This window comes from Actinoplanes sp. NPDC000266, assembly GCF_042899005.1.
Lineage (GTDB): Bacteria > Actinomycetota > Actinomycetes > Mycobacteriales > Micromonosporaceae > Actinoplanes.
Genome location: NZ_JBIAZI010000007.1, coordinates 477,411 through 503,649, shown reverse-complemented (window position 1 = coordinate 503,649; position 26,239 = coordinate 477,411). Strand labels below are relative to the sequence as shown.

Sequence of the window (26,239 nt, the reverse complement as noted above, 5' to 3'; positions counted from 1 at the left end):
TCGTACTTTTGTATCGCTCGGTATGAAATGACAGTAGCCCACTTCTGTACCGAGCGGTAGACTGGCTGGTGTGACGGTGAAGACAAAGGGACGGCCGCGCGGCTTCGACGCCGACGAGGCGCTCGATCGCGCCATCGAGGTCTTTTGGGAGCACGGGTACGAGGGCGCCTCGCTCACCGACCTCACGACCGCGATGGGCATCAACCGGCCGAGCATGTACGCCGCGTACGGCAACAAGGAGGAGCTGTTCCGCCGGGCCGTCGCCCGCTACGCGGAGCACGACATGGCGTACGCGAGACAGGCCCTGGCCGAACCCACGGCGTACAAGGTGATCGAGAAGTTTCTCCGGGCGAACGCCGACGCGCTCACCCGGGCCGACCGCCCGGCCGGATGTCTGTCGATCCAGGGCGGCCTGGCCGGCGGCAGCGACAACGGCGAGGTGGCGCAGTTCCTGGCCACGAGCCGGATGGGCGGCGAGCGCGCCCTGGCCGAGCGCCTGGCCCGCGCGGTCGAGGAGGGCGACCTGCCGGCCGGCACCGATCCGGCGGCCCTGGCCCGCTATGTCATGACGGTCAGCGAGGGCAACGCCGTGCACGCCGCCGCCGGGGTCGGCCGGGCGAGCCTGTACGCCACGGTCGACCTGGCGATGAGGGCGGTGCCGAGCTAGATCTCCAGCAGGGCCTTGGCCCGCAGCGAACCCGATTCGAGCTTGCGGTGCACGTCGGCGGCTTCGGCGAGCGGAACCACCACCTGCGACTGGAGCGACAGCTCACCGGAGGCCAGGCGGCTCATCGCCTCGCGCAGGGCGGGAACGACGCCGCCGGGGACGACGTCGGAGAGCTTCACGCCGAGCCCGGGACCGCGCGGGTCCGAGAGCGTGATGACCCGCGACGGGCCGCCGGCGAGCGAGATGGCGGTAGGCAGGTCGCTACGGCCCGACGCGTCGAGCACCGCGTCCACCTTGCCCGACAAATGTTGATAATCGATCGGAGTGGACCCGAAGTGGCGTACAAGATCGAAATCAGAGACACGAACGGCGCCGAGAACCTGTACGCCCCGGGCCACCGCCACCTGGGTCGCGACGCGCCCGACCGAACCGGCCGCGCCCAGCACCAGCAGGGTCTCCCCCGCGCTCACGGCGAGCTGGTCGAGAACCCGTACGGCGGCCTCGCCCGAAGCCGGCAGCGCCGCGGCGTCGGCCCAGCTCACCGAGGCCGGCTTGGGCACCCAGAAGTCGGCCACGGCAAGGGCGGCGTAGCCGCCGAGACGCGGCAGAAAGACCGCGACCTCGTCACCCACCGCGACTTCCTGGATGCTGTGGCCGACGCTCTCGACCACCCCGGCCGCCTCGAAGCCGAGGACCGTGCCCGGGCCGCCGGGAAAGACCCCCTGGAGATGGCCGGCCCGGATGGCCAGGTCGGTCGGGCCGACGGCGGCGTACCGCACGGTCACCCGGATCTGCGTGTCGCCCGGCGCGGGCACGTCGGTCTCGGCGAGCCGCAACACGTCCGGCGGCCCGTAGTCATCCATCACAACTGCCCTGGTCATGGGCCGAGCGTAGGTCGGCCGGGAACGATCGGGCGGATGTCCGGGCACTGTTGCGTCATCCCTGAGTCACATGACGGGTAGTTTTCGATCGTGTCAGACCTGATCGGCCGCGACGGCGAGTTGGCTCAGCTCACGACCCTGACCGGTCAGGCTCTGGTGCTGACCGGCCCGCCCGGCATCGGCAAGTCGGCGCTGCTGGCGTGGGCGGCGCGGACCAGCGGGTGGCGGGTGCTCACCGTGACCGGCGTGCCCGCCGAGAGCGGGATTCCCTTCGCCGGGCTGGAGCGGATGCTCCGCAGCGTGATGCCGGTCGCCGAGGTGCTCGCCGATCGGGACGCCTACCGGGTCGCCCTGGCCGTCCTCGACCGGCTCGGCCCCCGGACGCTGCTGGTGGCCGACGACGCGCAATGGCTCGACGAACAGAGCTGGCAGGCGCTGGCGTATGTGGGCCGCCGGCTCGCCGGCGAGGAGCTGGCCCTGCTGATGGGCATGCGCGACGGCGCCGGGACCGCGCGGCGCCTGCGCGGCGCCGGCCTGCGGGAGCTGCCGATCGGCCCGGTGCCGCCCGGGGCCGCGGCCCGCATCGTCGCGCCGGATCTGCCGGAGGCGGAGCGCGGCCGCGTCATCGACGAGGCGGCCGGCAACCCGCTCGGGCTGCGGGAGCCCGCACGTCTGGCCGAGGCCTACCGGGTCCTGGTGTCCGACCTGCCACCGCCGGCCCGGCGGCTGCTGGAGGTGGCGGCGGTCGACGACCGCGACGACGTCGACGAGATCCTGCGGGCCACCGGCCTGTCGATCGGCGATTTGCGACCGGCCCTCGACGCGCGCCTGGCCACGCTCGAGGGCCACACCCTGCGGCTGACCCGCCCGGTGGACGTGGCCGATCGGCGGGGCGCCCACGCCGCGCTGGCCGCGGTGGCCGACGATCCCGAGCGGCGGACCTGGCATCTCGCCTTCGCCGCGACCGGGCCGGACGACGAGCTGGCGGCGGCCATGCAGCGCGTGGCCCGGGTGCGCGGGACCGCGGTGGCCTGGGTGCGGGCGGCCGAGCTGACCACCGATCCGGGCAAGCGGGCCTACCGCTATCTGCGGGCCGTGAACACGGCCTTCGACGCCGGCGACACCGCGACCGTGCACCGCGTCTCGCCCCTGATCGACGACCGGGTGCTGAGCCGGGCCGAGCGGCTGTGGCTGAACTGGGCCGGCGCCGGGGCCGGCGGGGACATCGAGGTCACCAACATCCGCCTGCTCGCCCACTTCGAGGCGGCCGGCCGGTCGCTGGAGCGGGGCGACCTCGACGACGCCTTCGAGGTCCTGCGCGGGGTCGTGCTCCAGCTCTACTTCACGCCGCTGTCGGCCGAGGTGCGGTCCGCGGTCGTCGAGTTCGTCGGGCGTACGGGCCTGGGCGCCGACCATCCGCGGATCGCCGCGCTGCTGGCCCTGGCCGTGCCGCTGGAGTACGGCAAGGAGGTGGTGGCCGCGCTGCCGCAGTTCGTGGCCGCTCCCCTCCCCGACCACCAGCTGGCGTGGGCCGCGCTGGCCGTGGGCGCGCTCGGCCCGGCCAAGACGCTCGCCGCCGACGCCGTCACCGCCAGCCGGTCGCAGCGGCGGGTCGGCCTGCTCACCCAGGCCCTGGTCACCGAGGCCTGGGCCGGCGTGTTCGCCAAGGACGCCCACCTGATCGAGGGCGCCGCGGCCGAGGCCGTCCGGCTCGCGGCCGAGACCGGCCAGCCCCGCTGGGCCGTCGTGGCCCGGCTCGCCCAGGGCATGACGGCCGCCCTGCGCGGCGAGCAGGCCCGGGCCGAGGAGATCGCCGACGGCGCCGTGCGGGCGCTGCTGCCCAGCGGCGCCCACGGCATGATCTGCCTCTGCCAGTTCGTCCGGGGCCACGCCGCGCTCGCCGCCGGCGACGGCGCCGCCGCCTTCGACCACCTGCTGCGCCTGTTCGACATCGGCGACATCGCCTATCACCCGACCGTGCGGTTCTGGGCGGCCGGCTCGCTGGCCGAGGCGGCGGTCATGGCCGGGCGGGCCGAGCGGTTCGAGGCCCTGCTGGGCGGTCTCGAGGACGAGGAGGCGGCCACCGGGTCGCCGGCGCTGACGCGCGGGCTCGTCTACGCCAGGGCGCTGCTGCGGCTGCGGCACTCGACGGCCGACTACGTGCCCGGCGACATCGCGGCCGTGCTGCCGGCGCATCCCTTCGACAAGGCCCGGGCCGACCACGCGTACGGGGCGGCGCTGCGCCGCGAACGCCAGTACGTCCGCGCCCGTCCCTACCTGCGGGCGGCGGCTAGCCTCTTCGAGGCGCTGGGCGCGACGGCCTGGGCCGACCGGTCACGCCAGGAGCTTCGGGCGACCGGCGAGACCGTACGGCGTACGGACGACCGCCTCACCGCCCAGGAGACCCAGATCGCGGCCCTGGCCGCGCAGGGCCTGACCAACAAGGAGATCGGCGGGCGGCTGTTCCTGTCCCCGCGCACGGTCGGCACCCACCTGTACCGGATCTTCCCCAAGCTCGGCATCACCTCGCGCGGCGAACTGGGCACCGCCCTGGAGACGGACGACCAGGGAGTCTGACGGGTCTTCGCTTGTCTTTTCGCAAGCAAGCTGAGGTCATGGAACAGTTCCGCGTCACCAAGGTCCAACCTTCGTACTGGCGGGTCACGTTCGGAAACGGGCCCACGAACCTGATCGATCCGGACACCGTCGAGCAACTGGCCGCGCTGATCACGGAGATCGAGAACGACCCCGCGCTGACGGTCGTCGTCTTCCGCAGCGAGACCCCCGGCTACTTCATGGCCCACTGGGACTTCCTGTCCGACACCCACCGCGTCGTCGCCATGAAGCCCGGCCCCACGGGCTTTCACCCCTACCTCGACAATTTCGTACGGCTGAGCCGGCTCCCGATCGCCACGATCTCGGAAATCCGGGGCCGCACCCGAGGCGCGGGAAGCGAATTCGTCCTGGCCACCGACATCCGCTTCGCCTCCGACCAGGCGGTCTTCGGCCAGTTCGAGGTCGGCGTCGGCGCGGTGCCCGGCGGCGGTGCGATGGCTCGTTTGGCCCGCCTGACCGGCCGGGGCCGGGCCCTGGAGATCCTCCTCGGCGGCGACGACATCCCGGCCGCGCTGGCCGCCGACTACGGCTACGTCAACCGGGTGGTCGCCGACGCCGAAGTCGAGGACTTCACCGACCGTTTCGCCCGCCGGATCGCCGCCTTCGACAAGGTCGCCGTCACCGGCATCAAGAAGCTGGTCGACGTGGCCACCCTGCCACCCGACGCCGAGCTGGCCGAGGGTTTAAAGTCGTACTTCGCGACGGCCGGCCGCCCCGAACACCGCCCGTTCGTCCAGCTCCTGTTCAAGAACGGCCTACAGCAGCCGGACGGCGTCGAACGCGACCTGGGCACAGCGATCGGCGACCTCAGACAGCAGCCCGCGGATCCGCCCAGCCAGGGCTGACGCGCTACCTGCGAAGCGCGTGGGCAGGTAGCTTGGAGACGACAATCGGGCCGTGCATAGTCTTTCGGAACCGCAGAGGGGGCACAGGTGAGCGCTCAAGCCTTCGGCGCGAGTATGCCGACGCACGTGACCCTGAACGACGTCGCGAGTATGGCAGCTGCTGACGAGAACCATCGGTACGAGTTGAGTCCTGAGGGAGTTCTGTCGGTCATGCCCCCCGCCGACCCGGAACATGCATTGCTGGTGATGCGCATGATTCTCTGGCTCGCCAACCACGGCTACGAAGCCGAACAGATCGCTGCTGACTGCGGCATCGACGTCGGCGGTGGCCGCGTACCGGACCTGACGGTGTGGGCGAGGGGCATGCCACCACGTCGTGCCCGATCAAGCTACGCCGGCACGTCCGGACTTCTCCTAGCCGTCGAAGTGGTCTCCAGCGGGTCAGAGATCGTCGACCGAATCGTCAAGAAGGCCGAATACGCGAAGGCCGGCATCCCGCGGTACTGGATCGTCGAGCGTGACGGTGGAGCCACCGTGCACCGGCACGTCCTCAACGAAGCGGCGGAGTATGAGCCTGACCCCGCGGGACCTCAACCGCTCGCATGGCTCCTGGCCTCCGCCCCTGACATCTAAGCGGTCAGACGGCGGCTGGGAGGTTCGCCGAGCTGAAGGCGCGGCCGTCGTCGGTGACGACGGCTGAGTCGTAGCCGGCGGGGGCCTGCCTGGCCAGCCAGGCGATGCCGGGCTCGCCCATGGCCAGGGCGGCGGTGGCGTAGGCGTCGGCGAGCGCCAGATCCGGGCCGACGACCGTGACCGAGCGCAGGCCGCGGGCCGGCTTGCCGGTGCGGGGGTTGACGACGTGGTCGCCGCGCTCGTAGGTGCCTGAGGTCGCCACCGCGCCGTCGGTCAGGGCCAGCACCCAGCTGACCTTGTCGGCCTCCCACGGGTGGCGGATGCCGACCCGCCACGGGCCGCCGTCGGGGTGGTGGCCGCGCATCCGGATGTCGCCCCCGGCGTTGATGTAGTGGCTGGCCGAGCCCTTGGCCAGCAGGCGGGCCGAGGCGACCTCGACCGACCAGCCCTTCACGTAGCCCGACGGGTCGAGCGGTCCCGTGGCGTACGCGTCGAAGTAACCGTCCGTATCGCGCCACAGGTCGGCGCAGGCGTCGAGGACGTGGCGCATGTCGGGCGACAGCTCGGCGTGAGTGATCTCTTTCCGGCGGAAGCGGCACACCTCACTGTCCGCTTTATACGTGCTAAAACGGGCATTGACCTCGTGCAGCCAGCCGCAGACGTCCGCGATCAGGGCGCGGAGCTCGTCGTCGGGACGATCGGGGGTCAGTTCGATGCTGACCGTCGTACCCATCACATGCTCGACGTGGCGCACAGAGCGTGACCCTACGCCTTTGCGGCGTCCAGCGCTGCCTGGAGGGACTCGGCGTACGACTTGCTCGTGTAGGTGGCACCGGAGACGGCGGCCACGTCCTTCGCGGTCTTGGCGCCGAGGGTCTCCTGCTTGAGGGCGGCCACCGCGGGCGGGTTGATGGTGGCGCTGTCGGCGGTGGTCGGATAGGTGGCGTCGGCGCCGGTGATCTCGCCGTCCTCGATGCGGATGGAGACCTGGACCGTGCCGTACGGGTTGGTGGCGCCCTTGCCCTTGTAGACGCCGTCCTTCAGGCCCGACTTCGGCTTCTGTGTGGCCGCTTTGTCCGATTTATTTCCTGAGGCCGACGGCTTCGGCTTGGCCGGCGTGGGCGTACCACCGGCCAGGTCGACGGCGGGCGGGGCGGCCACCGGGGCCGCCGGCGGCTGCACGCTCAACCGGACCCCGATGATCAGTGCCGCACCGGTCAGGGTGCCGACGGCTGCCGCGGTACTACGTCGCATCGGAAGAACTCCTCAGAACTCGAACGGGTCCAGGTGCAGCTGACTGTCGGGGACGTCCAGCTCGCGTAGGGTCGCCACGGCCGCACCGACCAGGCCGGGCGGCCCGCACAGGTAGACGTCGCGACGGCTCACGTCCGGCACCAGGCCGAGCAGGCCGTCCGGGGTGAACAGGCGCTTCGGGCCGGGATCGTTGCGGGAGCCGACGATGTAGCGGACCCAGGCGTCGCGCTGCTCGGCCAGGTCCTCCAGCTCGCCGCGGAAGACGAGCTCGTCCGGGCGCGACGCCCGGTAGATCACGATGGTGTCCGGCGGCATGTCCTCGAGCAGGGCCCGGATCGGCGCGATGCCGCTGCCGCCGGCGATCAGCAGGGCCCGGCGGCGCGTACGGCGCTGGGCCGTGAACACCCCGAACGGCCCCTCGGCCCAGATCGGCGTGCCCGGCTTCATCGTGGCCAGGCGCGACGTGTGCCCGCCGACGGCGGTCACGGTGAGCCGCAGCCACTGCGAGTTCGGGGCGGCCGACAGCGAGAACGGGTGCGACTGCCACCAGCCGTTACGGGTCAGGAAGCGCCACCGCATGAACTGACCGGCCTGCGCCGGCAGCTTCTCCAGGTTCTTGCCGCCGATGTAGACCGAGAACGTGCCGGAGGCCTCGCCGACCACCTCGGCCACCTCGAAGCGGTGCCGCACGTTCAGCCAGAGCGGCTCGATCAGCCGGCCCCAGACCAGCGCCGAGATGACCAGAGCGCCCAGGCCGGGCCAGAACACCGAGGCGAAGCGGCCGCTCAGGTCGGCGCCTGTGGCCACCTGATGCCCGTACCCCAGAAGCAGCACCAGATAGCCGGAAAGATGGATCAAGTGCCACAGCTCGTACGGCAACTTGGCGCGGGCCGCCCGGATCGAGATCAGGCTGATCAGCACGAGCAGGCCGGTCGCGACCGTGGCGCTGATCATCTCCGGGAACGTGGTGATGATCGTCCAGCCCTGGTCGATGACGCCGGCGTCGCCGGTGAGCGCGTAGCCGTAGACGATGAAGACGACGTGGGCCAGCACGAAGACCACGAGCGAGGTGCCGAGCCAGCGGTGCCAGCGCAGCAGGTCACGCGCGCCGACCCACTCCTCGAGCCAGGAGACGCGGCTCATCATGAGCAGCTGGACGAAGAGCAGATAGCCGCCGATCAGCCCGGTGATCCGGCCCGCCGCGAGCATCAGCGTCGGCGTGTCGTTGACGGCGCCCGGCTGGGTGTCGAAGACCCAGAGCGCGACGCTGGTGGCGAGCCCGGAGAAGAAGAGAAGGACGGTGAGCAGCCGGTTGCCGGAGACGGCCTCGGCCGGCGGGCGCTCGTCGTCCATCGGCGGCTGCACCGAGCCGCTGGTCTTCCAGCCGGTGGGGTCGGTCTGCGACTCGATCAGGATGTCGCTGCGGCGGAACTCGTCGTCGGGCAGCCAGTTGTCGACCTCCCGCACGCCGTAGCCGCCGGACAGGCGCGGATCGTCGTCCTGCGCGCCCCACGGGTCGTCCGCCTCGGGCACGCCACGCAGACCGGCGAAGTACTGCTCGTCCTCGTCCGGCGCGTAGCGCTGTTGGAACGTGGGGGGTCCCTGCGCCATAGTCCTCACCCGTTCAGCGGTCCGACAAGCCGTCGGGGGGTTGTACGCACCCGGCGCGGCCATCGCTCAACCGGATCCGGAAAATCTCGCCAGGTGGCGCCGCGATAGGTTCGGCGCATGCGCGACGGCAACCCCGACCTGGTCACTGTGGTCGGCATCGGCGCCGGCGGGTGGGACGACCTTTCCCGTACGTCCCGGAGCGCGCTCACCGGAGCCAAGGTGATCCTGGGCAGCTCGCGCCAGTTGGACCTGCTCCCCTCCGAGGTGGCGGCCACCCGTGTCGCATGGCCGTCTCCGCTGGTACCGGCCCTGCCGGGCCTGTTCGAGGAGCACACGGGCCCGGGGGTGTGCGTGCTGGCGAGCGGCGACCCGATGTTCCACGGGATCGGGGCGACGCTGGTGCGATTGCTGGGGGCTTCCCGCGTACGCGTTCTGCCCCACCCGTCGTCGGTGTCGCTGGCGGCGGCCCGGATGGGGTGGCCGCTGGCCGCGGTGGAGGTCGTGAGCCTGGTCACGGACTCGGTGGACGTCTTGCGGCGGGCCCTGAACCCCGGACGGAAGATCCTGGTCCTGTCGAGGGACGCCTCCACCCCGTCCGCCGTGGCCGGGCTGCTGTCATCCGCGGGATTTTCAGAGGCCACACTCACCGTGCTGTCTCAACTCGGCGGCCCCGCCGAAACCATCGTCACGCTCCCTCAGCCACCCGAGCTGAGCGCCACCCCTCCCCCTCAGCCCGAGCCGAGCCTCGCCCCTTCCCGGCGGCTCGAATCCAGCGCCACCCCCTCCCAGCGCCCCGAACCCCGCGCCCCCATCCCGAGGATTCCCGACATTTCCGGTATCGACGCGTTGAACGTGGTCGCGATCGACTGCGGTGACGGGCCGGCGACGTCTCTTGCGCCTGGGTTGCCGGATTCGTCGTACGTCTCGGATGGCCAGCTCACCAAGCGCGAGATCCGGGCGGTGACCATGTCGGTCCTGGCGCCGGCCCCGGGCAGCCTGCTCTGGGACGTGGGAGCGGGATCGGGGTCGATCGGGATCGAATGGATGCGGAGCCATCCGTCGTGCCGGGCCATCGCCATCGAGTCGCACGACGCGCGGGTGTCGACGATTGCGACAAATGCCGCCTCGCTGGGTGTGCCTGGACTGCGCGTGGTTCACGGAAGCGCTCCGGCCGCGCTGGAAGGGCTGCCGGCGCCGGACACGATCTTCATCGGGGGCGGGCTGACCCGCGACGGGGTGCTCGGCGCGTGCCTGGCCGTGCTTCGGCCGGGCGGGCGGCTGGTGGCGAACGCGGTGACCGTCGAGTCGGAGGCGTTCCTGGCGGCGGCGTACGCCGAACACGGCGGTGAGATGACCCGGGTGGCGATCAATCGGGCGTCGCCGGTGGGCGGCTTCACGGGATGGAGAGCAATGATGCCGGTGACCATCTGGTCGGTGACCCGATGATCCATTTCATCGGCGCCGGTCCGGGCGCGGCCGACCTCATCACCGTACGAGGGCAGCGGTTGATCGAGGCTTCGCCCGTGTGCCTTTACGCGGGCAGCCTGGTCCCGCCGGAGCTGCTGGAGGCGTGCCCGCCGGGCGCCCGCAAGGTCGACACGGCGAACCTGAACCTCGACCAGATCATCGAGGAGATGGTCACCGCCCACACGGCCGGCCAGGACGTGGCCCGCCTGCACTCGGGCGACCCGTCGGTGTTCAGCGCGGTGGCCGAGCAGATGCGCCGCCTCGACACGGCCGGCATTCCGTACGACGTGATTCCGGGCGTGCCCGCCTTCGCCGCGGCCGCGGCCTCGCTGGCCCGCGAGCTGACGGTCCCGTCGGTGGCGCAGACCGTCATCCTGACCCGGACGGCCGAACGAGCCACCGCCATGCCCCCGGGCGAGGACCTGCGCACGCTGAGCGCCAGCCGCTCCACGATGGTCCTGCACCTGGCCGTCCAGCGCATCGAGGCGGTGGTGGCCGACCTGATCCCCTCCTATGGACCCGACTGCCCGGTGGCGGTGGTGGCCCGGGCCAGCCGCCCCGACGAGGAGATCCTGCGCGGCACCCTGTCCGGCATAGCGGCCCAGGTGAAGGAGGCCGGCATCAAGCGCACCGCGGTGATCGTCGTGGGTCCCGCCCTGACCGCCGACCAGTTCCCCGACAGCCACCTCTACTCCACGACAAGATGCCGAGAGTCCTGATCCTCGGCGGCACCACCGAGGCCCGGGCCCTGGCCGCCACCCTGCATCCCGCGCACACCGTGATCACCTCGCTGGCGGGGCGGACCTCGGCCCCTCTCCTGCCTCCGGGCGAGGTCCGGATCGGCGGCTTCGGCGGCGTAGACGGATTGATCGCTTATCTACGGACATCGAGGATCGACGTCCTGGTCGACGCCACTCACCCTTTCGCCGCCGGCATCAGCGCGAACGCCGCCGCGGCCGCCGCGGCCACCGGCGTGCCACTGATCGCCTTGCGCCGCCCCGGCTGGACGGAAGGCCCGGGCGACGACTGGCACCGCGTACCCGATCTCCCCGGCGCCGCCGCCCTGCTCCCCCGGCTGGGCCGCCGCGTCTTCCTGACCACCGGCCGCCAGGGCATAGCCGCCTTCGCCGGCGTGGACGCCTGGTTCCTGGCCCGCTCGGTGGAGCCGCCGGCCCCGCCCATGCCCGCGCGCCTGGAAACTCTCCTCGCCCGCGGTCCCTTCACGTTGGAGAGCGAGCGCCGCCTGCTCACCGAACACCGGATCGACGTCCTGGTCACCAAGGACAGCGGCGGCCCCGACGCCAAGCTCGCCGCCGCCCGCGAGCACGGCATCCCGGTCGTGATGGTGGACCGCCCACTACTACCGGCCGGGGTGCCCAGCGCCGCCTCGGCCGAGGAGGTGCGGCGCTACGTCACTATGCGGTTGTGACCGACAGAGGGTCGCCGGGGGGTTCACCGACGCGATGTTCGATGCCGAGGCGGATTTCCGGAGGATCTCGGTGACCGGATCGGCCTCGTTCGCCGATGCCGCCTTCGCCTCTCGCGCCGAGTTCAGCCAGGCGGCCTTCGCCGGATTCGCCGACTTCCAGTCCGCCTCTTTCGAGGGCTGGGCCAGCTTTCCGGGCGCGGAGTTCGCCGACGCCACGTTCCGCGATGCCCGGTTCGGCGGGCCGGCCTCGTTCAAGAAGGCGACGTTCGCGGGCGGGTGACATTCCGAACGGCTGCGTTCGAGGAGCAGGTGACCTTCCGGCATTCCCGTTTCCCGCGCGAGGAGCCGTCCATCTTCTCCGGCGCTCAGGTTCGCCAGCCGGACGCCCTTCACGTGTGGCCGCGCGGCTGGCGCCTCGATGGGGAGATCCGGCTCGAGCCTCCGCCGGCGGAACCCTGAGTCTCAGGCCGCCAGCAGGTCGAGGATCTCGGCCGTGGTGCCGGTCTCGGCCAGGCGGGGGAAGATCTTCTCGACGCTGTTGCGGTGGGTGTCGGGGTCAAGGTCGCTCACCGCGTCGATGGCGATGGTGACCTGGTAGTTGTGCTCGTGGGCGGCCCGGGCCGTCGACTCGACGCCGATGCTGGTGGCGATGCCGGTGATGACGACCTGGGTGATGCCGCGGCGGCGGAGCTGAAGGTCCAGGTCGGTTCCGTAGAAGGCACCCCAGTTGCGCTTGGTGACGATGATGTCGTCACCGGTCGTGAGGTCGTCGACGATCTGGTCCCAGCCCTCGGGGCGAGGGCGGGCCGGGCGGGCGGCGTCGGTGCGGGCCCGCAGGGAGTCGGTGCCGTCGGGGCGGCCGGTCACTCGTACGAGAACGACCGGAAGATCTTTCGCGCGGAACGCCGACGCCAGCGCGGCCGTGCGGGCGACCACGTCGGCCGCCGCGTGCGGGGTGACCGGCGCCGCGACGATGCCGCGCTGCAGGTCGACGACGACGAGCGCGGTCTTCGGGTCGAGGGTGGTGACGGGCATGGTGGTGCCTTTCAGGAGGGGGAACCGGAGCCGACCCGCGACAGGGAGCGGTCGGCCAGGACGAGGATCAGCATCAGCGCGGCCACGACGGTCAGGAAGATCGCCAGCCCGTGCAGGCCGGCCGTGTCGGCGCCGTGCTTGAAGTAGATGCCGGTGGCGGCCGACGAGACCATCGCGCCGAGGTAACTGAACGTGCGCAGCAGGCCGGACGCGGCGCCGATGCGTGACGGGTCGGCCTGGTAGTAGAGGGCATTCTGGTTCGCGAGGTTGTTCAGGCCCTGCGGAAGGCCGCAGATCAGCGTCACCAGGACCGGCAGCCACAGCGGGCTGTCCGCGTTCAGGGTGAGCATCAGGACGCTGACCACGAGCTGACCCAGACCACCAACGATCAATTTCGGTCGGTACGCCTTCCGTCGCCCCGTGACACCCGAGATGACGATGGCGAACAGGGACATCGGCAGCAGGACCAGACCGGCGTGCGAGGCGCTCAGGCCGCGTCCCGCTTCGAGCCACTGCGTGAAGCCGTACAAAATGGCGTATGAGGCTGTTTGAGCGAGCAGAGCCCGTACATAAGTGGCGATCAAAGGCCCGTTGCCGCCGAAGACGCGCAGATCGAGGAAAGGGTCGGTGGCGCGCAGCTCCCGCCAGGCGAAACCGCCCGCGCACACGGCCATGACGGCCAGCAGCCAGAGGTCGTTCAGCGCCGGATCCATCAGGTAGAGCATCAGTGCCGTCAATGTCCCGGCGAAAAGCCCGATGCCCAGGAAGTCGAGCCGGGTGGCCGGCGCGGCACCGGCGAAACGCGGCATGCGCAGCAGGCCGAAGACGACACAGGCGAGCGCCAGGGGAATGTTGACCGCGAAGATCGAGCGCCATCCGCCCAGGCCGATGAGCAGCCCGCCGAGGGTCGGCCCGATGACGATGATCGTCTGAGCCGAGACGGCGAGAGCGGTGAGGACTCCGCCGGGGCTGTCCTTTCCCGTACGGCGTGACTCGCTCCTGATCAGATACATGGCGGCCGGATATCCGGCGCAGGTGCCGAGCCCGAGAAAAACCCGCGAAACGATGAGCACGCCCAGATTCGGGGCGAGAAGACCGAGAACGCCGGCGATGCCGACCAGGGCGCTGCCGGCCAGATAAAGATGGCGCGGCCCGTAGCGATCGACGAGCTTTCCGACGACCGGCTGCCCGGTGGCGGTGGCCAGGTAAAGGGCCGAGACGAGCCAGGCGGTCTCGGAGGGAAGAGCGCCGAGGGCCAGCCCGATCGGCACCAGCGCCACCGCGATCATCGACGAGTTGATCGGGTTGAGCACCGAGCCGAGCACCATCGGCACGATCAGGCGCCGATCAAAAGCGGTCTCGGATCTATCGACAGTAGCGACGGTCATCGATCGGCCAGACGATCGAGCAGCGCGAGCGCCGCGATGATCGTCCGGCGCTCGTCCTCGGTGAAGTCGTCGGCCAGCGCGCGAGCCATCCACTCCTCGCGCGCTTGACGCGAGACGCCGATGCGCTCGCGCCCGAGCGCGCTCAGGGAGATCAGCTGTTTGCGCCCGTCGGCCGGATCCGGCGTACGGATGATGAGCCCGGCCTGCTCGATCGCCGCGATGGTGGCCGCCATCGACTGGGGACGCACCTGCTCGGCCGCGGCCAGCGCCGACGACGAGGCCGGGCCGCCCTTGTCGAGCCGGCTCAGCACCGACGTCTGCGAAGGCGTGAGCTCATCGAGTTTCGCCACTTCCCGAAGCCGCCGCCGCAGCCGGCTGAAGACCACCCGCACCTCGGTGGCCGCGTGAGTGGCCGAGTCCGGGATATCTGTCATGACTCCCACCGTAATGTCTTCAGTCCAGACTGACAAGTTCAGCCTGAAGACATTTCGGGTGGGCTTCTGCGGGTTGTCCACAGGGTGCCCACGAGCCCGCGGTTTTCGGCAGGATGGCTCCGTTGGACGGGGGTCCCCCTGGGAGGGCGGGCGCTGTTCGGGCGGCGCGGTGGTCAGGCGCCGAGCAGCCAGGGGGCGAGCTTCCGCGCCTTGGCCGGGCCCCACGAGCCCTGGGCGTAGGCGGCCGGCGCGGGCGGCGACTCCAGCAACGGCCCGACCGCCTTCCACGTCGCGCTCAGACCGTCCGGACGCGTGAACAGGGAGCGGTCCCCCGTCAGCACGTCGTGGATCAGGCGGACGTACGGCGGCAGCGGCTCCGCGTCCGGCAGCTCGGCCAAGGGCAGCCGCACGTTTCCCGGCTCGATTCCCAGCGCCACCCCGGGCCTCTTGGCCAGCAGCGACAAGTCGATCGCGCCGTCGCCCGCCAGATCGAACGTCAGCACGTTCGACTGGGGTGGCAACTCGCTGAACGGGCCCCGCGGCCTCTTCAGCACCAGGCTCACCACCTGCCTGCTCTCGGCCAGCCTCTTTCCCGTGCGCAGCAGGAACGGCACCCCTCGCCAGCGCGGGTTGTCGATCCACAGCTTCGCCGCCACGTAGGTGTCCGTACGAGAGCCCCGCTTGATGCCCTTGATCGACTTGTAGCCCGTGTACTGGCCCAGCACCACCTCGGCCGGGTCGATCGGGCGGAACGCCCGGATCACCTTCTCGCGGGCCGCCTGCAGGTCGGCCGCCCCCAGGCTCGCCGGCGGCTCCATCGCCACCTCGGCCGCCACCTGGAACAGATGCGTGACCAGCATGTCCAGCACCGCCCCGGTCGCGTCGTAGAACGCCGCCCGATCCTCCACGCCCAGCGTCTCCGGCACGTCGATCTGCACGCTCTCGATGTGCTCGCGGCTCCACATCGCGGCGAACGCCTCGTTCGCGAAGCGGGCCACGTGCAGGTTCTGCGTCGCCTCCTTGCCGAGGAAGTGGTCGATCCGGTAGACCTGCTCCTCCTTCAGCACCCGGTGCACGAGCCGGTTCAAGGAGCGGAAGGACGAGGGCGAGGTCCCGTACGGCTTCTCGTAGACCACACGCGCGTCGCCGGCGAGACCGTGCTTCCCGAGCGCCTCCGTGATGTCCGGGAACGCCACCGGAGGGATCGCCAGATAGTGGACGATCTGCGTGGAGGCCCCCAGGACGGAACGGGCCTCGGAGATGACGTCCAGCAGGCTGCCCGGGTCGTCCGAGTTGAAGCCGCCGCCCGCGAAGCGCAGCCGGGACGCGAACTCCTTCCACGGGCCCTTGGCCGGGGCCGGGCCGAACTCGGTCAGCGCGTCGTGGACGTGCTGCCGGAAGTTCTCGTGGGAGACGTCGCCGCGCCCGTTGCCGACCAGGATCCAGTCGTCGGGCAGCAGGCCCTCGATCGCGAGCGTGTAGAAGGCCGGCAGCACCATCCGCCGTGCCAGGTCACCGGTGGCTCCGAAGAGCACGAACAGGGTGGGGCCGGGAGTCTTCGCCATGACCCGCGTTTGCCCGCGCCGGCAACCGCTCACACCGGCTGTGACGACCGGAACGTTCCCCGGTACGCCTGCGGCGTCGTGCTCAGCCGCTGTGCGAAGTGGTGGCGCAGGGTGGCCGCGCTGCCGAAGCCGGCCCGGTCGGCGATCACGTCGACGCCCAGGTCGGAGTCTTCGAGCAGGCGGCGGGCGAGCAGGAGGCGCTGGCCGGTGAGCCAGTCGTGCGGGGTGGCGCCGGTCTCCTCCCGGAACTTGCGGGCGAAGGTCCGCGGGGCCATGTGGGCCATCCCGGCCATGGTGTCGACCGTGTGCGGCCGGTCGAGGGTCTCCATCACCGCCGTCAGCACGGGCTGCATGGTCGCGCACTCGACCGGCTTGAGCGGCGTCTCGATGTACTGCGCCTGGCCGCCCTCGCGGTGTGGGGGCACCACCATGCGCCGGGCCAGCATGGTGGCGACCGCGCTGCCGTGCTCCTGGCGGATCAGGTGAAGGCCGGCGTCGATGCTGGCGGCCGTGCCGGCGCTGGTGAGGATGCGCCCGTCCTGCACGTAGAGCACGTCGGGGTCGACGATCGCGGACGGATATTGCCGGGCCAGCCGGGCCGTGTGCAGCCAGTGGGTGGTGCAGCGGCGGCCGTCGAGCAGGCCGGCCGCGCCGAGCGCGAACGCGCTCGTGCACACGCTCATCACCCAGGCGCCCCGCTCGTGGGCGGCGCGGAGGGCGTCGGTGACGGCCGGCGGCGGCGCGAAGTACGGGTTGTCGAAGGGCGCCACGACGACCAGGTCGGCCGCGGCCGTACGGGAAAGGTCGTGTTTGACCGCGACGTCGAAGCCGGAGCGGCTGGGCACCGGACTGCCGTCGATCGAGCAGACGGCGAAGTCGTAGGTGGGCAGGCCCTCGGCCGAGCGGTCGTAGCCGAACAGTTCACAGAGGACGCCGAGCTCGAACGGGGCGACGTCGGGGAGGGCGATCACGGCCACGTTACGCAGCATGTGACGCAGCATACGGCCGCTTGGCAGGATTTTGAAGATGCATGGCATATCTGCCACTGTCGGCCGCCCGAGAACAAGAAGATGCTCAATGCATGGAACTCTTCTTGGCGCTCTTCTTCCTGGTCATCCTCGTCGCGTCGATCGCCGGCAAGGTCGCGGACACCCGCGACCGAAGCGGCTGGCATTAGCAATGGGGCGGCCCGAGAGCCGCCCCATCACGTGGAGAAAATCAGAGCTTGGCCGGAATCAGGATCGAGTCCGGCAGCGGCGCCGCGATCGGCGGCCGCGTCTTCCCCGCCAGCCCGGCGGCCATGGTGGCCACCGGAGTCTGGAACGGCTGCGGCGCGTCGGTGCACACCGTTCCGCGGGCCGGCGGCGTGCCGGTCAGCAGATAGGTGTCGATCGCCGTGGTGGCGCAGACGCCCGAGCCGTACGCGGTGTGTCCCCAGTTGTTGCTCGACAGCAGCACCGAGTTCGGCAGCAGCCGGCTCGACGAGACCGCGCCCTGATAGTTCGTGGCCGGGTCCCAGAAGTTGCCGACGACCAGCACCGGCGCCGCCGTCCGGCGGGTGAAGGGACCGGTGTACGCGTCCTCGTCCCGCACGGTCCAGGTCTTGTGGGCGCACGGGCTGTCGATCCAGCCCCAGGACCGGCCGAAGTACGGCGCCGCGGCCTCACGCCGGTCGGCGTACCGCGGCCAGTCGGCCGCGTTCGCCGGGAACCGGCCGTCGGTGCAGATGACCGTGGTGCCGGCCTCCGCGCCGTTGTCGTACGGGAAGTCGTACTGCCGCGACGCTCGAGCGTCCTTGACCCGCTTGACCAGCGCCGCCGGTGATCCGCCCTCGATGGCGTCGCCCACCTGATCGGCGATCGCGGTGACCTGCTCGCCCGCGTCGAACTGATAGAGCGAGCCGAGGATCGCGCTGATGAAGACCGCGTACGTCACCTGGATCGTGCCGCCCTCGCCGTCCGGCAGGGCCAGCGGCTCCTTCTTCAGGTGCTCGGCGATCTGCCGGAAGTGCCGGACCGGATCACCCTCGGCGAAGACGCACTTGGCCTCGCCCGCCTTGTCGCAGCGCTTCAGGATCTCGATCAGCGCCTTGTACGAGCCGTTGCTGGAGCGCAGCCGGTCGTCGATGACCTGCCGGGTGTTGCCGACCCAGGCGATCGGGTCGAGCACGCCGTCGACGACCAGCGCCCGGAACCGGTCGGGGAACATGTTGGCGTAGTACTGACCGAGCGCGCTGCCGTAGCTGAAGCCCAGGTAGTTCAGCTTCTTGTCGCCGACCGCGCGGCGGATGACGTCCATGTCGCGGGCGACCTCGGCCGTGGAGGCGGCGCCGGTGAGCGGCCGTCCGGTGGTCGAGCAGGCTTTGCCGAGAAGCTTCGACCCCTGGACGTACGCCTTCTCCTCGGCCTCGGTGACCGGGAACGGCACGTTCATGAGGTCGAGGACCGCGGTCTGGTCCTTCACGGACTTGAAGCAGCGCACGTTCTCGCTGGCGCCGATGCCCCGCGGATCGACGCCGACGACGTCGAAGCGCTGGAGCAGCGGATCGGTGAGCCAGTACGGCGCGGCGAGCGCGAACTGGGTGGCCGAGCCGCCCGGCCCGCCCGGATTGACGAACAGGCTGCCGATCTTGGCCGACTGGTTCTTGGCCTTGACCCGCAGCACGGCGATCTCGGTGGTGGCGCCGCGCGGGTTGTCGTAGTCGAGCGGCAGCTGGACGGTCGCGCACTCGGCGTAGTCGTAGCACTTGTACCAGCCGAGCTTGGGCGTGGGCACGGCGTCCACGCCGGTCCTGTGGCCGCCGGCCAGCGCGGGGGCCGCGATGGTGCCCGCGGCCATGGCGCCCGCGAGCGTGGCGGTGAGTAGTCGGTGCGTCTTCAGAGGCATACGGAACGACCCTTCTGACGGGAATGACCCCCGGCATAGTAGAGGGTCGATGCACGCTAAGTGATCTTCACAGCGCAGACCGTCCGGTCCGGAACCTTTCGCATAGGGCAAGGGGGGTGACATCGCTTCGGCCACGTTTGGCACAGTGGACGGATGCTGACCGACGTGGACCTGCCCGCGCCCGGATTGCTCTGGACCCGATGGGCGACCCTGGCCGCCGGCCTGACCGGCATCGGGTACGACGACGTCTGGTTCGTCGACGACCGGGGCGCCCACCACGACGATCACGGGGGCAGCTGGGCCCGGCTCGCGCTGCTCGACGGCGCCCGCGCGGTGCTGTTCGGCTACGACCGCGACCACAGCGGCACGGCCGACGCCGATCCGCCGATCGACCTGCTCACCGGGGCCCCCGACTGGCTGCCCTGGGACGACCTGGCCGCCCTGGCCGAGACCGACGCGCTCGGCTTCGTGGTGTGGCACGCCGAGGGCCGCTGGTCGCGCACCCGCTATCGCGACGGGGTGAGCGACGGGCTCGTGCAGACGGTCGGCGCCGTGCTGAGCAACGAGAACACGCTGACCGAGCTGGCCGAGATCGTCGCCGAGTGGGGCCAGTACGAGCTGCGCAGCCCGGCCGAGCGCGACGACGTCCGCGCCGCCGGTGAGGATCTGCTGTCGGCGGCGGTCCGCGGCCAGGTCACCGGCCCGGCCTTCGAGCGGCTGCTCGGCCGCCTGACCGAGCCCGCGCTCGACCTGCGGGCCGCGCTGGCCTGCGCCGACCGCGGCGGGATCACCGCCGGCAACCGGCCGCCGCGCATCGCTCCCGGCGAGCGGCCGCCGATGCGCCGGGTCCGCAAGCTCAGCCAGGGCGAGCACGACCGCCTGGTGTGGTCGGCCATGCAGGACGCGACCGAGCTGGCCCGCCCCGAGCCGCCAGCCACGGACGAGCTCGAGGCGCTGGCGGCGTGGATGCGCGATCGTTCCCCGCACGGCGACGGCCGGTGCACGGCCCTGGTCTACGCCGACGCGACCAGCCTCAGCGCGCAGCCCGGCAAGCACCCGCCGCTGGAGCGCCCCGGCGAGGCACGCTTCGCGTCCTTTCAGGAGCTGGGTGATCTCGTACGCCGTCTGCGCCGCGCCGAGGCCGACCCGCGCTACGGCCGCTGGCTGTTCCTGCGCGTGCAGACCACGGCCACCGACGTGCTGATCGAGCGCCGCTACGACTCGTGGCCCAAGTGGTGGGCCGACGACGGCGTCTCCGGCCCCTGGCGCACGAACCTCCAGGAGGAGATGGCCGCCCGCGGCCAGGCGTGGCGGCCCGCATGGGTACGCCTGCTCGACCCCGAGGTGGCGTACCGGCCTCTCTAGCGTGCCTTGCCCTCCCGCAGCAGCCCGACGGACTTCGCCAGCCGGCGGGCCCGGGTCTCGTCGGTCTTGGCCGAGGTGAGCTGGTCGACGTGCCAGCGCTGGTTGCTGAACGACAACGTCGACCAGAAGTCGCGGGCCCGCGGCTCGGCGTCGAGCGCGGCCTGAAGATCACCGGGCATCTCGATCTCGCGCGGCGCGGTGTCGAGCTCCACGTCGACGTCGAAGACCTCGCCGCCCTCCACTCCCGCGGCGGCACGGCGCTCGGCGCTCACCCCGAGCCAGTAGCTGCCGCCCATCCTGGCGATGGTCGAGCGCATGGTGAAGCCGTGGAAGGTGGCCACGACCTTGGGCCGGCCGCCACCGCCAAGCCCCGTCACGATCTCGTCGGGCACCGCGAAACCGGTGGTCGTGCCGCCGGTGCGCTGCAGTTCGGCGCGGAACCTCATGGGGTCACTCCTCGATCAGTTCGGTCCAGTCCAGGACGAGCGGGATCAGCTCACCACGGGTCCAGAGCGGCAGTTGATCGCGAAAGTGCGGGCTGTCCGGCTCGCCGGAGGCGCCGAACGGGACGACCCAGCGACTCCGCCCACGGTCATTGACGTTCCAGATATACCGGGCGACGGGCCCCTTGCGGCAGAGATCGGTGACGCCGGGCGCGCTCGACGTGCACAGGACGGTGTCGCGCTCCCCCGACAACTCCACGCGCGGAAAGTCAAAGTCGAGGCCCGGCAGTTGTACGGGGTCGAGCAGGTGCCGCTCGCCCCACCGGCCGGAGGTGATCGCCGCCGGGTCGGCCAGGTCCTCCGGCTTCGTCTCGAGCGCGGCCAGCAGGCTGTCCTGCATGAGTCCGACCTTCGCCCGCGGATCCACGTCGAAGATCGGATCGAACCCGGTCGGCTCGCCCAGCCCGGCCAGCGCCGGATGGTCGAAGAGCCGCCGCGCCACCCGGTCCCGGAACGCCGCCCGCCGGCCGGCCTCGACGCTGTCGGCCGGCATGCTCGTGTCCATGTGGATCCGCTCGTGCGGCGTACCGGCGTCGAGCAGTTCACGGATCCGCTCGGCCCGCTTCTTCGACGCGAACGAGACGCCGTAGGCCTCCGTGTCGGGCCGGCGGTCGTTCGCGTTGACCGCGCTCGTCTTCTCCAGGCGGGTCATCGGCACATGACCGGGCGTCCAGGTGTACGCCTTCTCCCAGGCCGGCACAGGCAGGCGCCGGTTCCGGTCGTCGCGCCGAGGCACGCGCCCGACGGTGAGCTGAAGGATCCGCCCGCTGGTGTCGGCGGTGAGGATGCTGTTGACCGGCTCGACCCAGGTTTGGAGGGCGCCGGCCACGTCATCGACCGTGCGCGCGTGCAGCAACGGCAGAAGGCAGCCGAACCCGAGCTCCAGGTCGGCCCGTGTCGGCGTACGGAGGGAAAGGTTTTGATCGATGATCGGACCCCGCGCCGTCTCGACCACCTCGACCTCGACGTCGTCGCCGCCTCTGACCGGAATGGTCTCGACATGACGCGCGACGGGCTCCCAGCCTTCGGGCCCGCGCGCCCGGTCCCCGTGGATCTCCTCGATGTAGAGATCCTGGTAATCGGCCTGCGCGTTGGTGACGGCCCAGGCGACGGTCTCGGCCTGCCCGAAGTGCTGAACACCGGGCACGCCCGGGAAGGTCAGCCCGAAGACGTCGAAATCGGGGCAGCTCAACCGCACCTGCTGATAGCCGCCGGGCAGCTCGATGGCCCGATGCGGGTCACCCGCGATCACCCCGTCGACGGCCCACGCGTTGCTGCCGGTCTCGCCGGGCCCTTCGGCGTCGAACCAGGCGACCTTGTCCTCACCGAGCGTCCGGGCGACGTGGGCGTTGAACATCTTCGCGGTGAAGCTGGCGAACAGGATGTGCCGAGCCAGGAAAACCCCCAGCGGCGTCCAGTCCTCCCAGGCGAGCCCCTGGCTTCGAACCCCGTCGCCGTACGCGCCGAGCCAGCTTTTCGTCCGCGTGTCCAGTTTGTCGTAAGCCTTCCGTGCCGTGTCACCGATCCGGGCCCGCCGCGCGAACCGGTCCCAGCCCAGCCCGCCGGCCCCGGCCAGCTCGGCCAGCAGCCCTTCGGCCCGGCGCCGCTCCACGTCGAGCTGCCGCCCACGATCGGCGACGGCGACGCGCCCCTGCAGAAACGCCAGCTCATCGACGGAGGCCGCCCGCAGATGCGGAATGCCGTACGAGTCACGAAAGACCTTCATGACCCACATGCTTACCGGCTGGCCGCCACCCGAGCGACCCGGCCCTTGCGGGAACGGATCACCATAACGGGGTGATCGTGTTGAGCCGGGCAGCGTCGGGCGAGTGGGTCAAGTGGCGGGTCGGACGGCAGCGGCTGGCATGGACACCGTTCGAAGAGGGCTGGTCCGTGCCCGATTTCTCCGGATTGGAGGATGGCGGGCATCTCGGATCCCTGCTGATGATCGGCGTCGTCGCGCTGGTCGCCGTCGTGCTGCTGGGCGCGTTCCTCTGGACGCTACTGAAGACGGCGGTGGTCCTGCCGTACCGGACGGTCGCCGACCGGTGGCCGGTGGTGGCCTATGTGGTGAACGGCGACAAGGAGGGTTATCGCCTCGTCACGAGCCGGAAGGAGGCCGACGTGCTGGTGCGGCAATGGGCGTCCGACATCAAGCAGTACGGCCGGCCTCGCATACCCGGCTAACGCTGCGCTTCGAAGTGCTCCTTCATCGACGGGTAGTAGTCGTTGAAGTCGGGCATCGGCGTGCCGTCACGGGAGGCGACCAGCGCGTCCAGGTAGAACTCCCAGCCCGGCCCCACCTCGCCCACATTGCCGGTGTCGATCAGGCGCTGGGTGAAGCGCAGCTCGGTAACCCCCTCGGTCTCGGTCAGCACCATGTCCAGCAGCCAGCTGCCGTGCTCGTCCACGGACGAGAGCGCGAGGCGGCGCGGCGGCTCACAGGCGTCGATCGTCATGTCCGTCCACGGCTGGCCTTCCTCCTGGACCAACTGCACCTGGATGGCCGCGCCGGGCGCCGCGTCACCTTTCCACGGGCCGAACCACCGAGCCGTACGGACGGGATCGGTGAGGCTGGTCCAGACATCGTCGACGGGCGCGTGGAAGGCGCGGGTCAGCACCAGTTCTTCGCCGAACAGCCGTCCGGTGGGCGTCGGGCTCATGCGGTTCTCTCCTCAGCTAGCCCGGAACCAGCGGCCCGGGAATCAGGTAGACCGGGACCAGCCGCCCGGGTGTCCGGCAGACCGGGACCAGCCGCCCGGGTGTCCGGCAGACCGCGACCAGCGGTTCGGGAGGCGGCTGGGGCTGCGGTCGGCGGCGGCGTGACGGGGATGCGGCGCTCGCGGCGGGTGCGGAAGACCTCGGTCTCCAGCGCGTCCAAATGGTGCGCCCAGCCGGACGGGCGGGTCAGGCGCTCGATCCAGCCGGTCAGTTCACCGAGGGGCGCGGTCACCAGCTCGTAGACCCGGTGGCGGCCGTCGGCGCGGTCGGCGACGAGGCCGGCCTCGCGCAGAACCCGCAGGTGGCGGCTGACGGCGGGACGGCTGATCTCGAACCGGCTGGCGATCTGACCGGCCGACAACCGCTCGTCGCGCAGCATCAGCAGGATCTCCCGCCGCACCGGGTCGGCAATCGCCGCGGCCACTTCGTCCACGCCCAGAAGCGTAACCTATCGGTTACGCGTCGGCCAGCGGCCTGCGATCGACGAGTTTCGGCGACCATGGCGGCGGCGCGAGCGGTCAAGCCAAGGCGAGTCAGGCTGTGCCCGGAGAGTCACCGACACCGCCATCACGTGGCGACGCCTTCGACCTGGGCACGGCGGACGAGGCCGCCAGACCGTCACGCCGCCAGACCGTCACGCCGCCAGACCGTCACGCCTTCACGCGGGCTTGCGGGCCGAGACCAAATGGGTCGGAAGCCATGGGCCGCTCCACCACTGGCGCCAGCCCAGATCGCGGCGGGCGACGCCGGTCAGGCCGCGGTCCTCCAGGTGACGTTGGTACTGGCGGGTGTGCCGCAAGTCGGCCAGCAGGAGACGGCCGCCCGGGCGGAGAACCCGTACGGCCTCGTCAATCGCCCTTTTCCTGTCACCGGGCGCCTTGATGTTGTGGAGGACCACGTTGGAAACGACGACGTCGAAACAGGCGTCGGGGAACGGCAGCGAAGTGATGTCGCCCGTCTCCAGCTCGACACGGTCGGTGACCCCGGCCGCGGCCGCGTTACTCATAGTGGCCTCGGGGCCGTTACCCGACTGGTCGGCCCGCCAGAGATCGACACCCACCGCACGCCCGGCAGGCACACGGAGCGCGGCCGAGATCAGCAGGGCGCCGCGGCCGCAGCCCAGGTCGAGGACCCGCTCGTCGCCGCGCAGGTTCAGGCCGTCGAGCAGGCGGGCCCACACCACGAACTTGCCGGCCCGCGAAGCGTAGAACCCGAGCGCGCAGCACGCGGCGATCAGCACGACGCCGATCAGCGGCCAGATCGAGCGTTGCAGCACCGCCTGGAGCAGACCGGCCACCATCAGGATCACCGGCACGGCGATCAACCTGGGTGCGTCGATGCCGTAGTTGCCTGGAGGCCGCTTCATACCCGCAGGCTATTCCGCCCCTCCACTGTGGAGGCGAGAATGGCGGTGTGAGTGACGTCGACGACTTCCTCGCCGAGGTGCTGCCCGGGCTGCGGGCGGCTGAGATCGCGTTGCACAACGGTGACCCCGGCCCGCGGAGCGCGCTGTGGTCGCACGACGATCCGGTGACCCTGTTCGGCGCCGAGGTCAACCGCACCGGCTGGGAGGAGCTCGGCCCCACCTTCGAGTGGCTGGCGTCGCGCTTCTCGGCCTGCGAGTCCCTGGAGTACGAGGTGATCGCGGCCGGCGTCAGCGGCGACCTCGCCTACCTGGTCGCCATCGAGCGGATCACCGCGACGGCCCACGGCGCACCGGCCACGTACGCCCTGCGCGCGACCACGATCTTCCGCCGCGAGCAGGGCGCCTGGCGGGTCGCCCACCGCCACGGCGACAAATATCGTTGACCGCTCACCGCGGCGGCTGGCATGCTGCTGGGGCTTCCCGCGCGATCGGCGCGGGCACTCTGCACGAGGGAATGAAGCCTGTGATCTCGGATGGCCCGACGGCCGCCTGAGGCAAGCTGCCTGATCGGCGGCCATCTCACCCTGTCTTCGTTTCCCTTCTCCCTTCTGCAGAGGCTTTGAAATGACCTTGGATGTACGCATCCAGCACTCCGTCGTCGCCAACCTCTCCTCCCGGCCCACCCCGGTCCGGGTCGGCCCGTTCGTGATCGGCGTCGATCCGTCCACCGACAGCACGGGCATCAACTACGCGACCCCGCTCCCCGGCGCGGAGATCTCCGGGGCTGATGTCACTGCGCTCGTTGCGGCTTTCCGGTCGTACGCCCGCAAGCCCCGCCTCGAATATGTGGTGTCCACGGCGCCCGGCCTGGAGCGGCTGCTGCTCGACGCCGGCTTCACCGTCGAGGAACGCCACGAATACCTGGTCTGCACCCCCGACTCGATCCAGCCCCGGCCGGCACCCGACGGCTACGCGCTGCACGAGCCGATCACGGACGCCGACCGGGCCGCGATGATCGCCGCCCAGAACGTCGCCTTCGGCGGTGACCCCATCGTCACCGAGGCCGACACAGCCCGGATCGAAGGCCTACAGTCCAGAGGCGGCATAGCCGTCATGGTGGTGGCCCCCGACGGCACGTGCGCCGGCGGCGGCGTGGCGGTCCCACCGAACGACGGCGTCAGCGAGGTGGCGGGCATAGCCGTGCCCAAGAACCATCGCCGCCGGGGCATAGCCGGCGCCATGACCGCCGAGATCACCAGACGCCTCTTCACGGCCGGCGTCGAGATCGCTTGGCTGGAGGCTTCGGGCGAGGATTCGTGGCGCGTCTACGAGCGGGTCGGCTACCGGCCTACGGGCCGGCGCCTTTACATAGCGCTCGACTAGCACTTTCCGCCGCCACAGCGCTCGGCTAGCACTCGCCGCCGATCAGCCGCGGGTTATCCACATCGCCGGGGTTGTCCACAGCCCGCCCACACGATCTTCGCCGCTTTGGAAGAATTCTTCCCGGGCGGTTCCCCCGGGTGGGCGGGCTCCGTGGGCCGGCTCCGTGGGCCGGCTCCGTGGGCCGGCTCTG

At 71.1% G+C, this 26,239-nt stretch carries 27 protein-coding genes; 12 read left to right on the top strand and 15 right to left on the bottom strand.

Annotated elements, in window-relative coordinates; translation table 11 throughout:
- Positions 1-70 precede the first annotated feature (70 nt).
- Positions 71-667, top strand: coding sequence for a TetR/AcrR family transcriptional regulator (locus ACFY36_RS29895; protein WP_499749222.1), 597 nt, complete (start codon positions 71-73; stop codon positions 665-667).
- Here the strand turns inward: ACFY36_RS29895 and ACFY36_RS29890 are convergent.
- Positions 664-1,548 carry an NADP-dependent oxidoreductase gene (locus ACFY36_RS29890; protein ID WP_499749221.1) on the bottom strand — a complete coding sequence of 295 codons (885 nt, stop codon included), beginning with the start codon at positions 1,546-1,548 and terminating at the stop codon, positions 664-666. The two genes, ACFY36_RS29895 and ACFY36_RS29890, sit on opposite strands and share 4 nt — an antisense overlap.
- A gap of 90 nt (positions 1,549-1,638) precedes the next feature.
- Between ACFY36_RS29890 and ACFY36_RS29885 the strand changes: the two genes are divergently transcribed.
- The 3 genes from ACFY36_RS29885 (at position 1,639) to ACFY36_RS29875 (ending at position 5,642) form a co-directional block, all read left to right on the top strand.
- Positions 1,639-4,125, top strand: coding sequence for a helix-turn-helix transcriptional regulator (locus tag ACFY36_RS29885; RefSeq protein WP_499749220.1), 2,487 nt, complete (start codon positions 1,639-1,641; stop codon positions 4,123-4,125).
- 38 nt (positions 4,126-4,163) lie between these two features.
- Positions 4,164-5,009: an enoyl-CoA hydratase/isomerase family protein gene (locus tag ACFY36_RS29880; RefSeq protein ID WP_499749219.1), complete on the top strand. Its 846-nt coding sequence runs from the start codon at positions 4,164-4,166 to the stop codon at positions 5,007-5,009.
- 126 nt (positions 5,010-5,135) lie between these two features.
- The gene (locus ACFY36_RS29875; RefSeq protein WP_499749218.1) at positions 5,136-5,642 is read left to right on the top strand and encodes a Uma2 family endonuclease; all 507 of its coding nucleotides are present in this window, start codon (positions 5,136-5,138) and stop codon (positions 5,640-5,642) included.
- Positions 5,643-5,646: 4 nt separating this feature from the next.
- Here ACFY36_RS29875 and ACFY36_RS29870 read toward each other — a convergent pair whose 3' ends face one another.
- From ACFY36_RS29870 to ACFY36_RS29860, 3 genes are read right to left on the bottom strand one after another with little or no spacing between them, the layout of a single operon-like run.
- Positions 5,647-6,375, bottom strand: a complete 729-nt coding sequence (locus ACFY36_RS29870) for an FAD:protein FMN transferase (RefSeq protein ID WP_499749330.1) — start codon at positions 6,373-6,375, stop codon at positions 5,647-5,649.
- 32 nt (positions 6,376-6,407) lie between these two features.
- Complete coding sequence (locus ACFY36_RS29865; RefSeq protein ID WP_499749217.1) at positions 6,408-6,896, bottom strand: FMN-binding protein; 489 nt, start codon at positions 6,894-6,896, stop codon at positions 6,408-6,410.
- Between the two features lie 12 nt (positions 6,897-6,908).
- Positions 6,909-8,507: a ferredoxin reductase family protein gene (locus tag ACFY36_RS29860; RefSeq protein WP_499749216.1), complete on the bottom strand. Its 1,599-nt coding sequence runs from the start codon at positions 8,505-8,507 to the stop codon at positions 6,909-6,911.
- A gap of 117 nt (positions 8,508-8,624) precedes the next feature.
- On the opposite strand from ACFY36_RS29860, the gene cbiE reads away from it, so the two are divergent.
- From cbiE to ACFY36_RS29840, 4 genes are read left to right on the top strand one after another with little or no spacing between them, the layout of a single operon-like run.
- Entirely contained in the window at positions 8,625-9,953 is a 1,329-nt protein-coding gene (gene cbiE / locus ACFY36_RS29855) for a precorrin-6y C5,15-methyltransferase (decarboxylating) subunit CbiE (RefSeq protein WP_499749215.1), read from the top strand.
- Positions 9,908-10,693, top strand: a complete 786-nt coding sequence (gene cobM / locus ACFY36_RS29850; RefSeq protein WP_499749214.1) for a precorrin-4 C(11)-methyltransferase — start codon at positions 9,908-9,910, stop codon at positions 10,691-10,693. Before cbiE ends, cobM begins: the two co-directional genes overlap by 46 nt.
- Entirely contained in the window at positions 10,678-11,403 is a 726-nt protein-coding gene (locus tag ACFY36_RS29845) for a cobalt-precorrin-6A reductase (RefSeq protein ID WP_499749213.1), read from the top strand. The genes cobM and ACFY36_RS29845 overlap by 16 nt, the downstream gene beginning before the upstream one ends.
- A gap of 34 nt (positions 11,404-11,437) precedes the next feature.
- The gene (locus ACFY36_RS29840) at positions 11,438-11,683 is read left to right on the top strand and encodes a pentapeptide repeat-containing protein (protein ID WP_499749212.1); all 246 of its coding nucleotides are present in this window, start codon (positions 11,438-11,440) and stop codon (positions 11,681-11,683) included.
- A gap of 182 nt (positions 11,684-11,865) precedes the next feature.
- On the opposite strand, the gene ACFY36_RS29835 is transcribed toward ACFY36_RS29840, so the two are convergent.
- The 6 genes from ACFY36_RS29835 to ACFY36_RS29810 form a co-directional block, all read right to left on the bottom strand.
- Positions 11,866-12,438 carry a hydrolase gene (locus ACFY36_RS29835; protein WP_499749211.1) on the bottom strand — a complete coding sequence of 191 codons (573 nt, stop codon included), beginning with the start codon at positions 12,436-12,438 and terminating at the stop codon, positions 11,866-11,868.
- Between the two features lie 11 nt (positions 12,439-12,449).
- Positions 12,450-13,826: an MFS transporter gene (locus tag ACFY36_RS29830; protein WP_499749210.1), complete on the bottom strand. Its 1,377-nt coding sequence runs from the start codon at positions 13,824-13,826 to the stop codon at positions 12,450-12,452.
- Positions 13,823-14,260: a MarR family winged helix-turn-helix transcriptional regulator gene (locus ACFY36_RS29825; RefSeq protein ID WP_499749209.1), complete on the bottom strand. Its 438-nt coding sequence runs from the start codon at positions 14,258-14,260 to the stop codon at positions 13,823-13,825. The genes ACFY36_RS29830 and ACFY36_RS29825 overlap by 4 nt, the downstream gene beginning before the upstream one ends.
- Positions 14,261-14,433: 173 nt before the next feature.
- Positions 14,434-15,825 carry a glucose-6-phosphate dehydrogenase gene (locus tag ACFY36_RS29820; RefSeq protein ID WP_499749208.1) on the bottom strand — a complete coding sequence of 464 codons (1,392 nt, stop codon included), beginning with the start codon at positions 15,823-15,825 and terminating at the stop codon, positions 14,434-14,436.
- A gap of 29 nt (positions 15,826-15,854) precedes the next feature.
- Positions 15,855-16,814: a GlxA family transcriptional regulator gene (locus ACFY36_RS29815; protein WP_499749207.1), complete on the bottom strand. Its 960-nt coding sequence runs from the start codon at positions 16,812-16,814 to the stop codon at positions 15,855-15,857.
- A 229-nt stretch (positions 16,815-17,043) separates the two neighbouring features.
- On the bottom strand, positions 17,044-18,711 hold the full coding sequence (locus tag ACFY36_RS29810) for an alpha/beta hydrolase (RefSeq protein WP_499749206.1): 1,668 nt from the start codon (positions 18,709-18,711) through the stop codon (positions 17,044-17,046).
- 153 nt (positions 18,712-18,864) lie between these two features.
- Here ACFY36_RS29810 and ACFY36_RS29805 point away from each other — a divergent pair, with 153 nt between their 5' ends.
- A complete protein-coding gene (locus ACFY36_RS29805; RefSeq protein WP_499749205.1) occupies positions 18,865-20,076 on the top strand; it encodes a hypothetical protein in 1,212 nt (403 codons plus the stop codon).
- Here ACFY36_RS29805 and ACFY36_RS29800 read toward each other — a convergent pair.
- Entirely contained in the window at positions 20,073-20,522 is a 450-nt protein-coding gene (locus tag ACFY36_RS29800) for a YdeI/OmpD-associated family protein (RefSeq protein WP_499749204.1), read from the bottom strand. The genes ACFY36_RS29805 and ACFY36_RS29800 overlap by 4 nt on opposite strands.
- A 4-nt stretch (positions 20,523-20,526) precedes the next feature.
- The gene (locus tag ACFY36_RS29795) at positions 20,527-22,305 is read right to left on the bottom strand and encodes a penicillin acylase family protein (RefSeq protein ID WP_499749203.1); all 1,779 of its coding nucleotides are present in this window, start codon (positions 22,303-22,305) and stop codon (positions 20,527-20,529) included.
- A gap of 71 nt (positions 22,306-22,376) precedes the next feature.
- Between ACFY36_RS29795 and ACFY36_RS29790 the strand changes: the two genes are divergently transcribed.
- Positions 22,377-22,766 carry a hypothetical protein gene (locus tag ACFY36_RS29790; RefSeq protein ID WP_499749202.1) on the top strand — a complete coding sequence of 130 codons (390 nt, stop codon included), beginning with the start codon at positions 22,377-22,379 and terminating at the stop codon, positions 22,764-22,766.
- Here ACFY36_RS29790 and ACFY36_RS29785 read toward each other — a convergent pair.
- From ACFY36_RS29785 to ACFY36_RS29775, 3 genes are all read right to left on the bottom strand, one after another.
- Positions 22,763-23,242: an SRPBCC family protein gene (locus tag ACFY36_RS29785; protein ID WP_499749201.1), complete on the bottom strand. Its 480-nt coding sequence runs from the start codon at positions 23,240-23,242 to the stop codon at positions 22,763-22,765. The genes ACFY36_RS29790 and ACFY36_RS29785 overlap by 4 nt on opposite strands.
- Positions 23,239-23,733 (bottom strand): metalloregulator ArsR/SmtB family transcription factor, encoded by a 495-nt coding sequence (locus ACFY36_RS29780; RefSeq protein WP_499749200.1) that lies wholly within the window; start codon positions 23,731-23,733, stop codon positions 23,239-23,241. Before ACFY36_RS29780 ends, ACFY36_RS29785 begins: the two co-directional genes overlap by 4 nt.
- Positions 23,734-23,958: 225 nt before the next feature.
- Positions 23,959-24,666 (bottom strand): class I SAM-dependent methyltransferase, encoded by a 708-nt coding sequence (locus tag ACFY36_RS29775; protein WP_499749199.1) that lies wholly within the window; start codon positions 24,664-24,666, stop codon positions 23,959-23,961.
- Positions 24,667-24,713: 47 nt separating this feature from the next.
- Here ACFY36_RS29775 and ACFY36_RS29770 point away from each other — a divergent pair, with 47 nt between their 5' ends.
- Positions 24,714-25,109 (top strand): nuclear transport factor 2 family protein, encoded by a 396-nt coding sequence (locus ACFY36_RS29770; RefSeq protein WP_499749198.1) that lies wholly within the window; start codon positions 24,714-24,716, stop codon positions 25,107-25,109.
- A gap of 181 nt (positions 25,110-25,290) precedes the next feature.
- Positions 25,291-26,049, top strand: a complete 759-nt coding sequence (locus ACFY36_RS29765) for a GNAT family N-acetyltransferase (protein ID WP_499749197.1) — start codon at positions 25,291-25,293, stop codon at positions 26,047-26,049.
- The last annotated feature ends 190 nt before the right edge of the window (positions 26,050-26,239 follow it).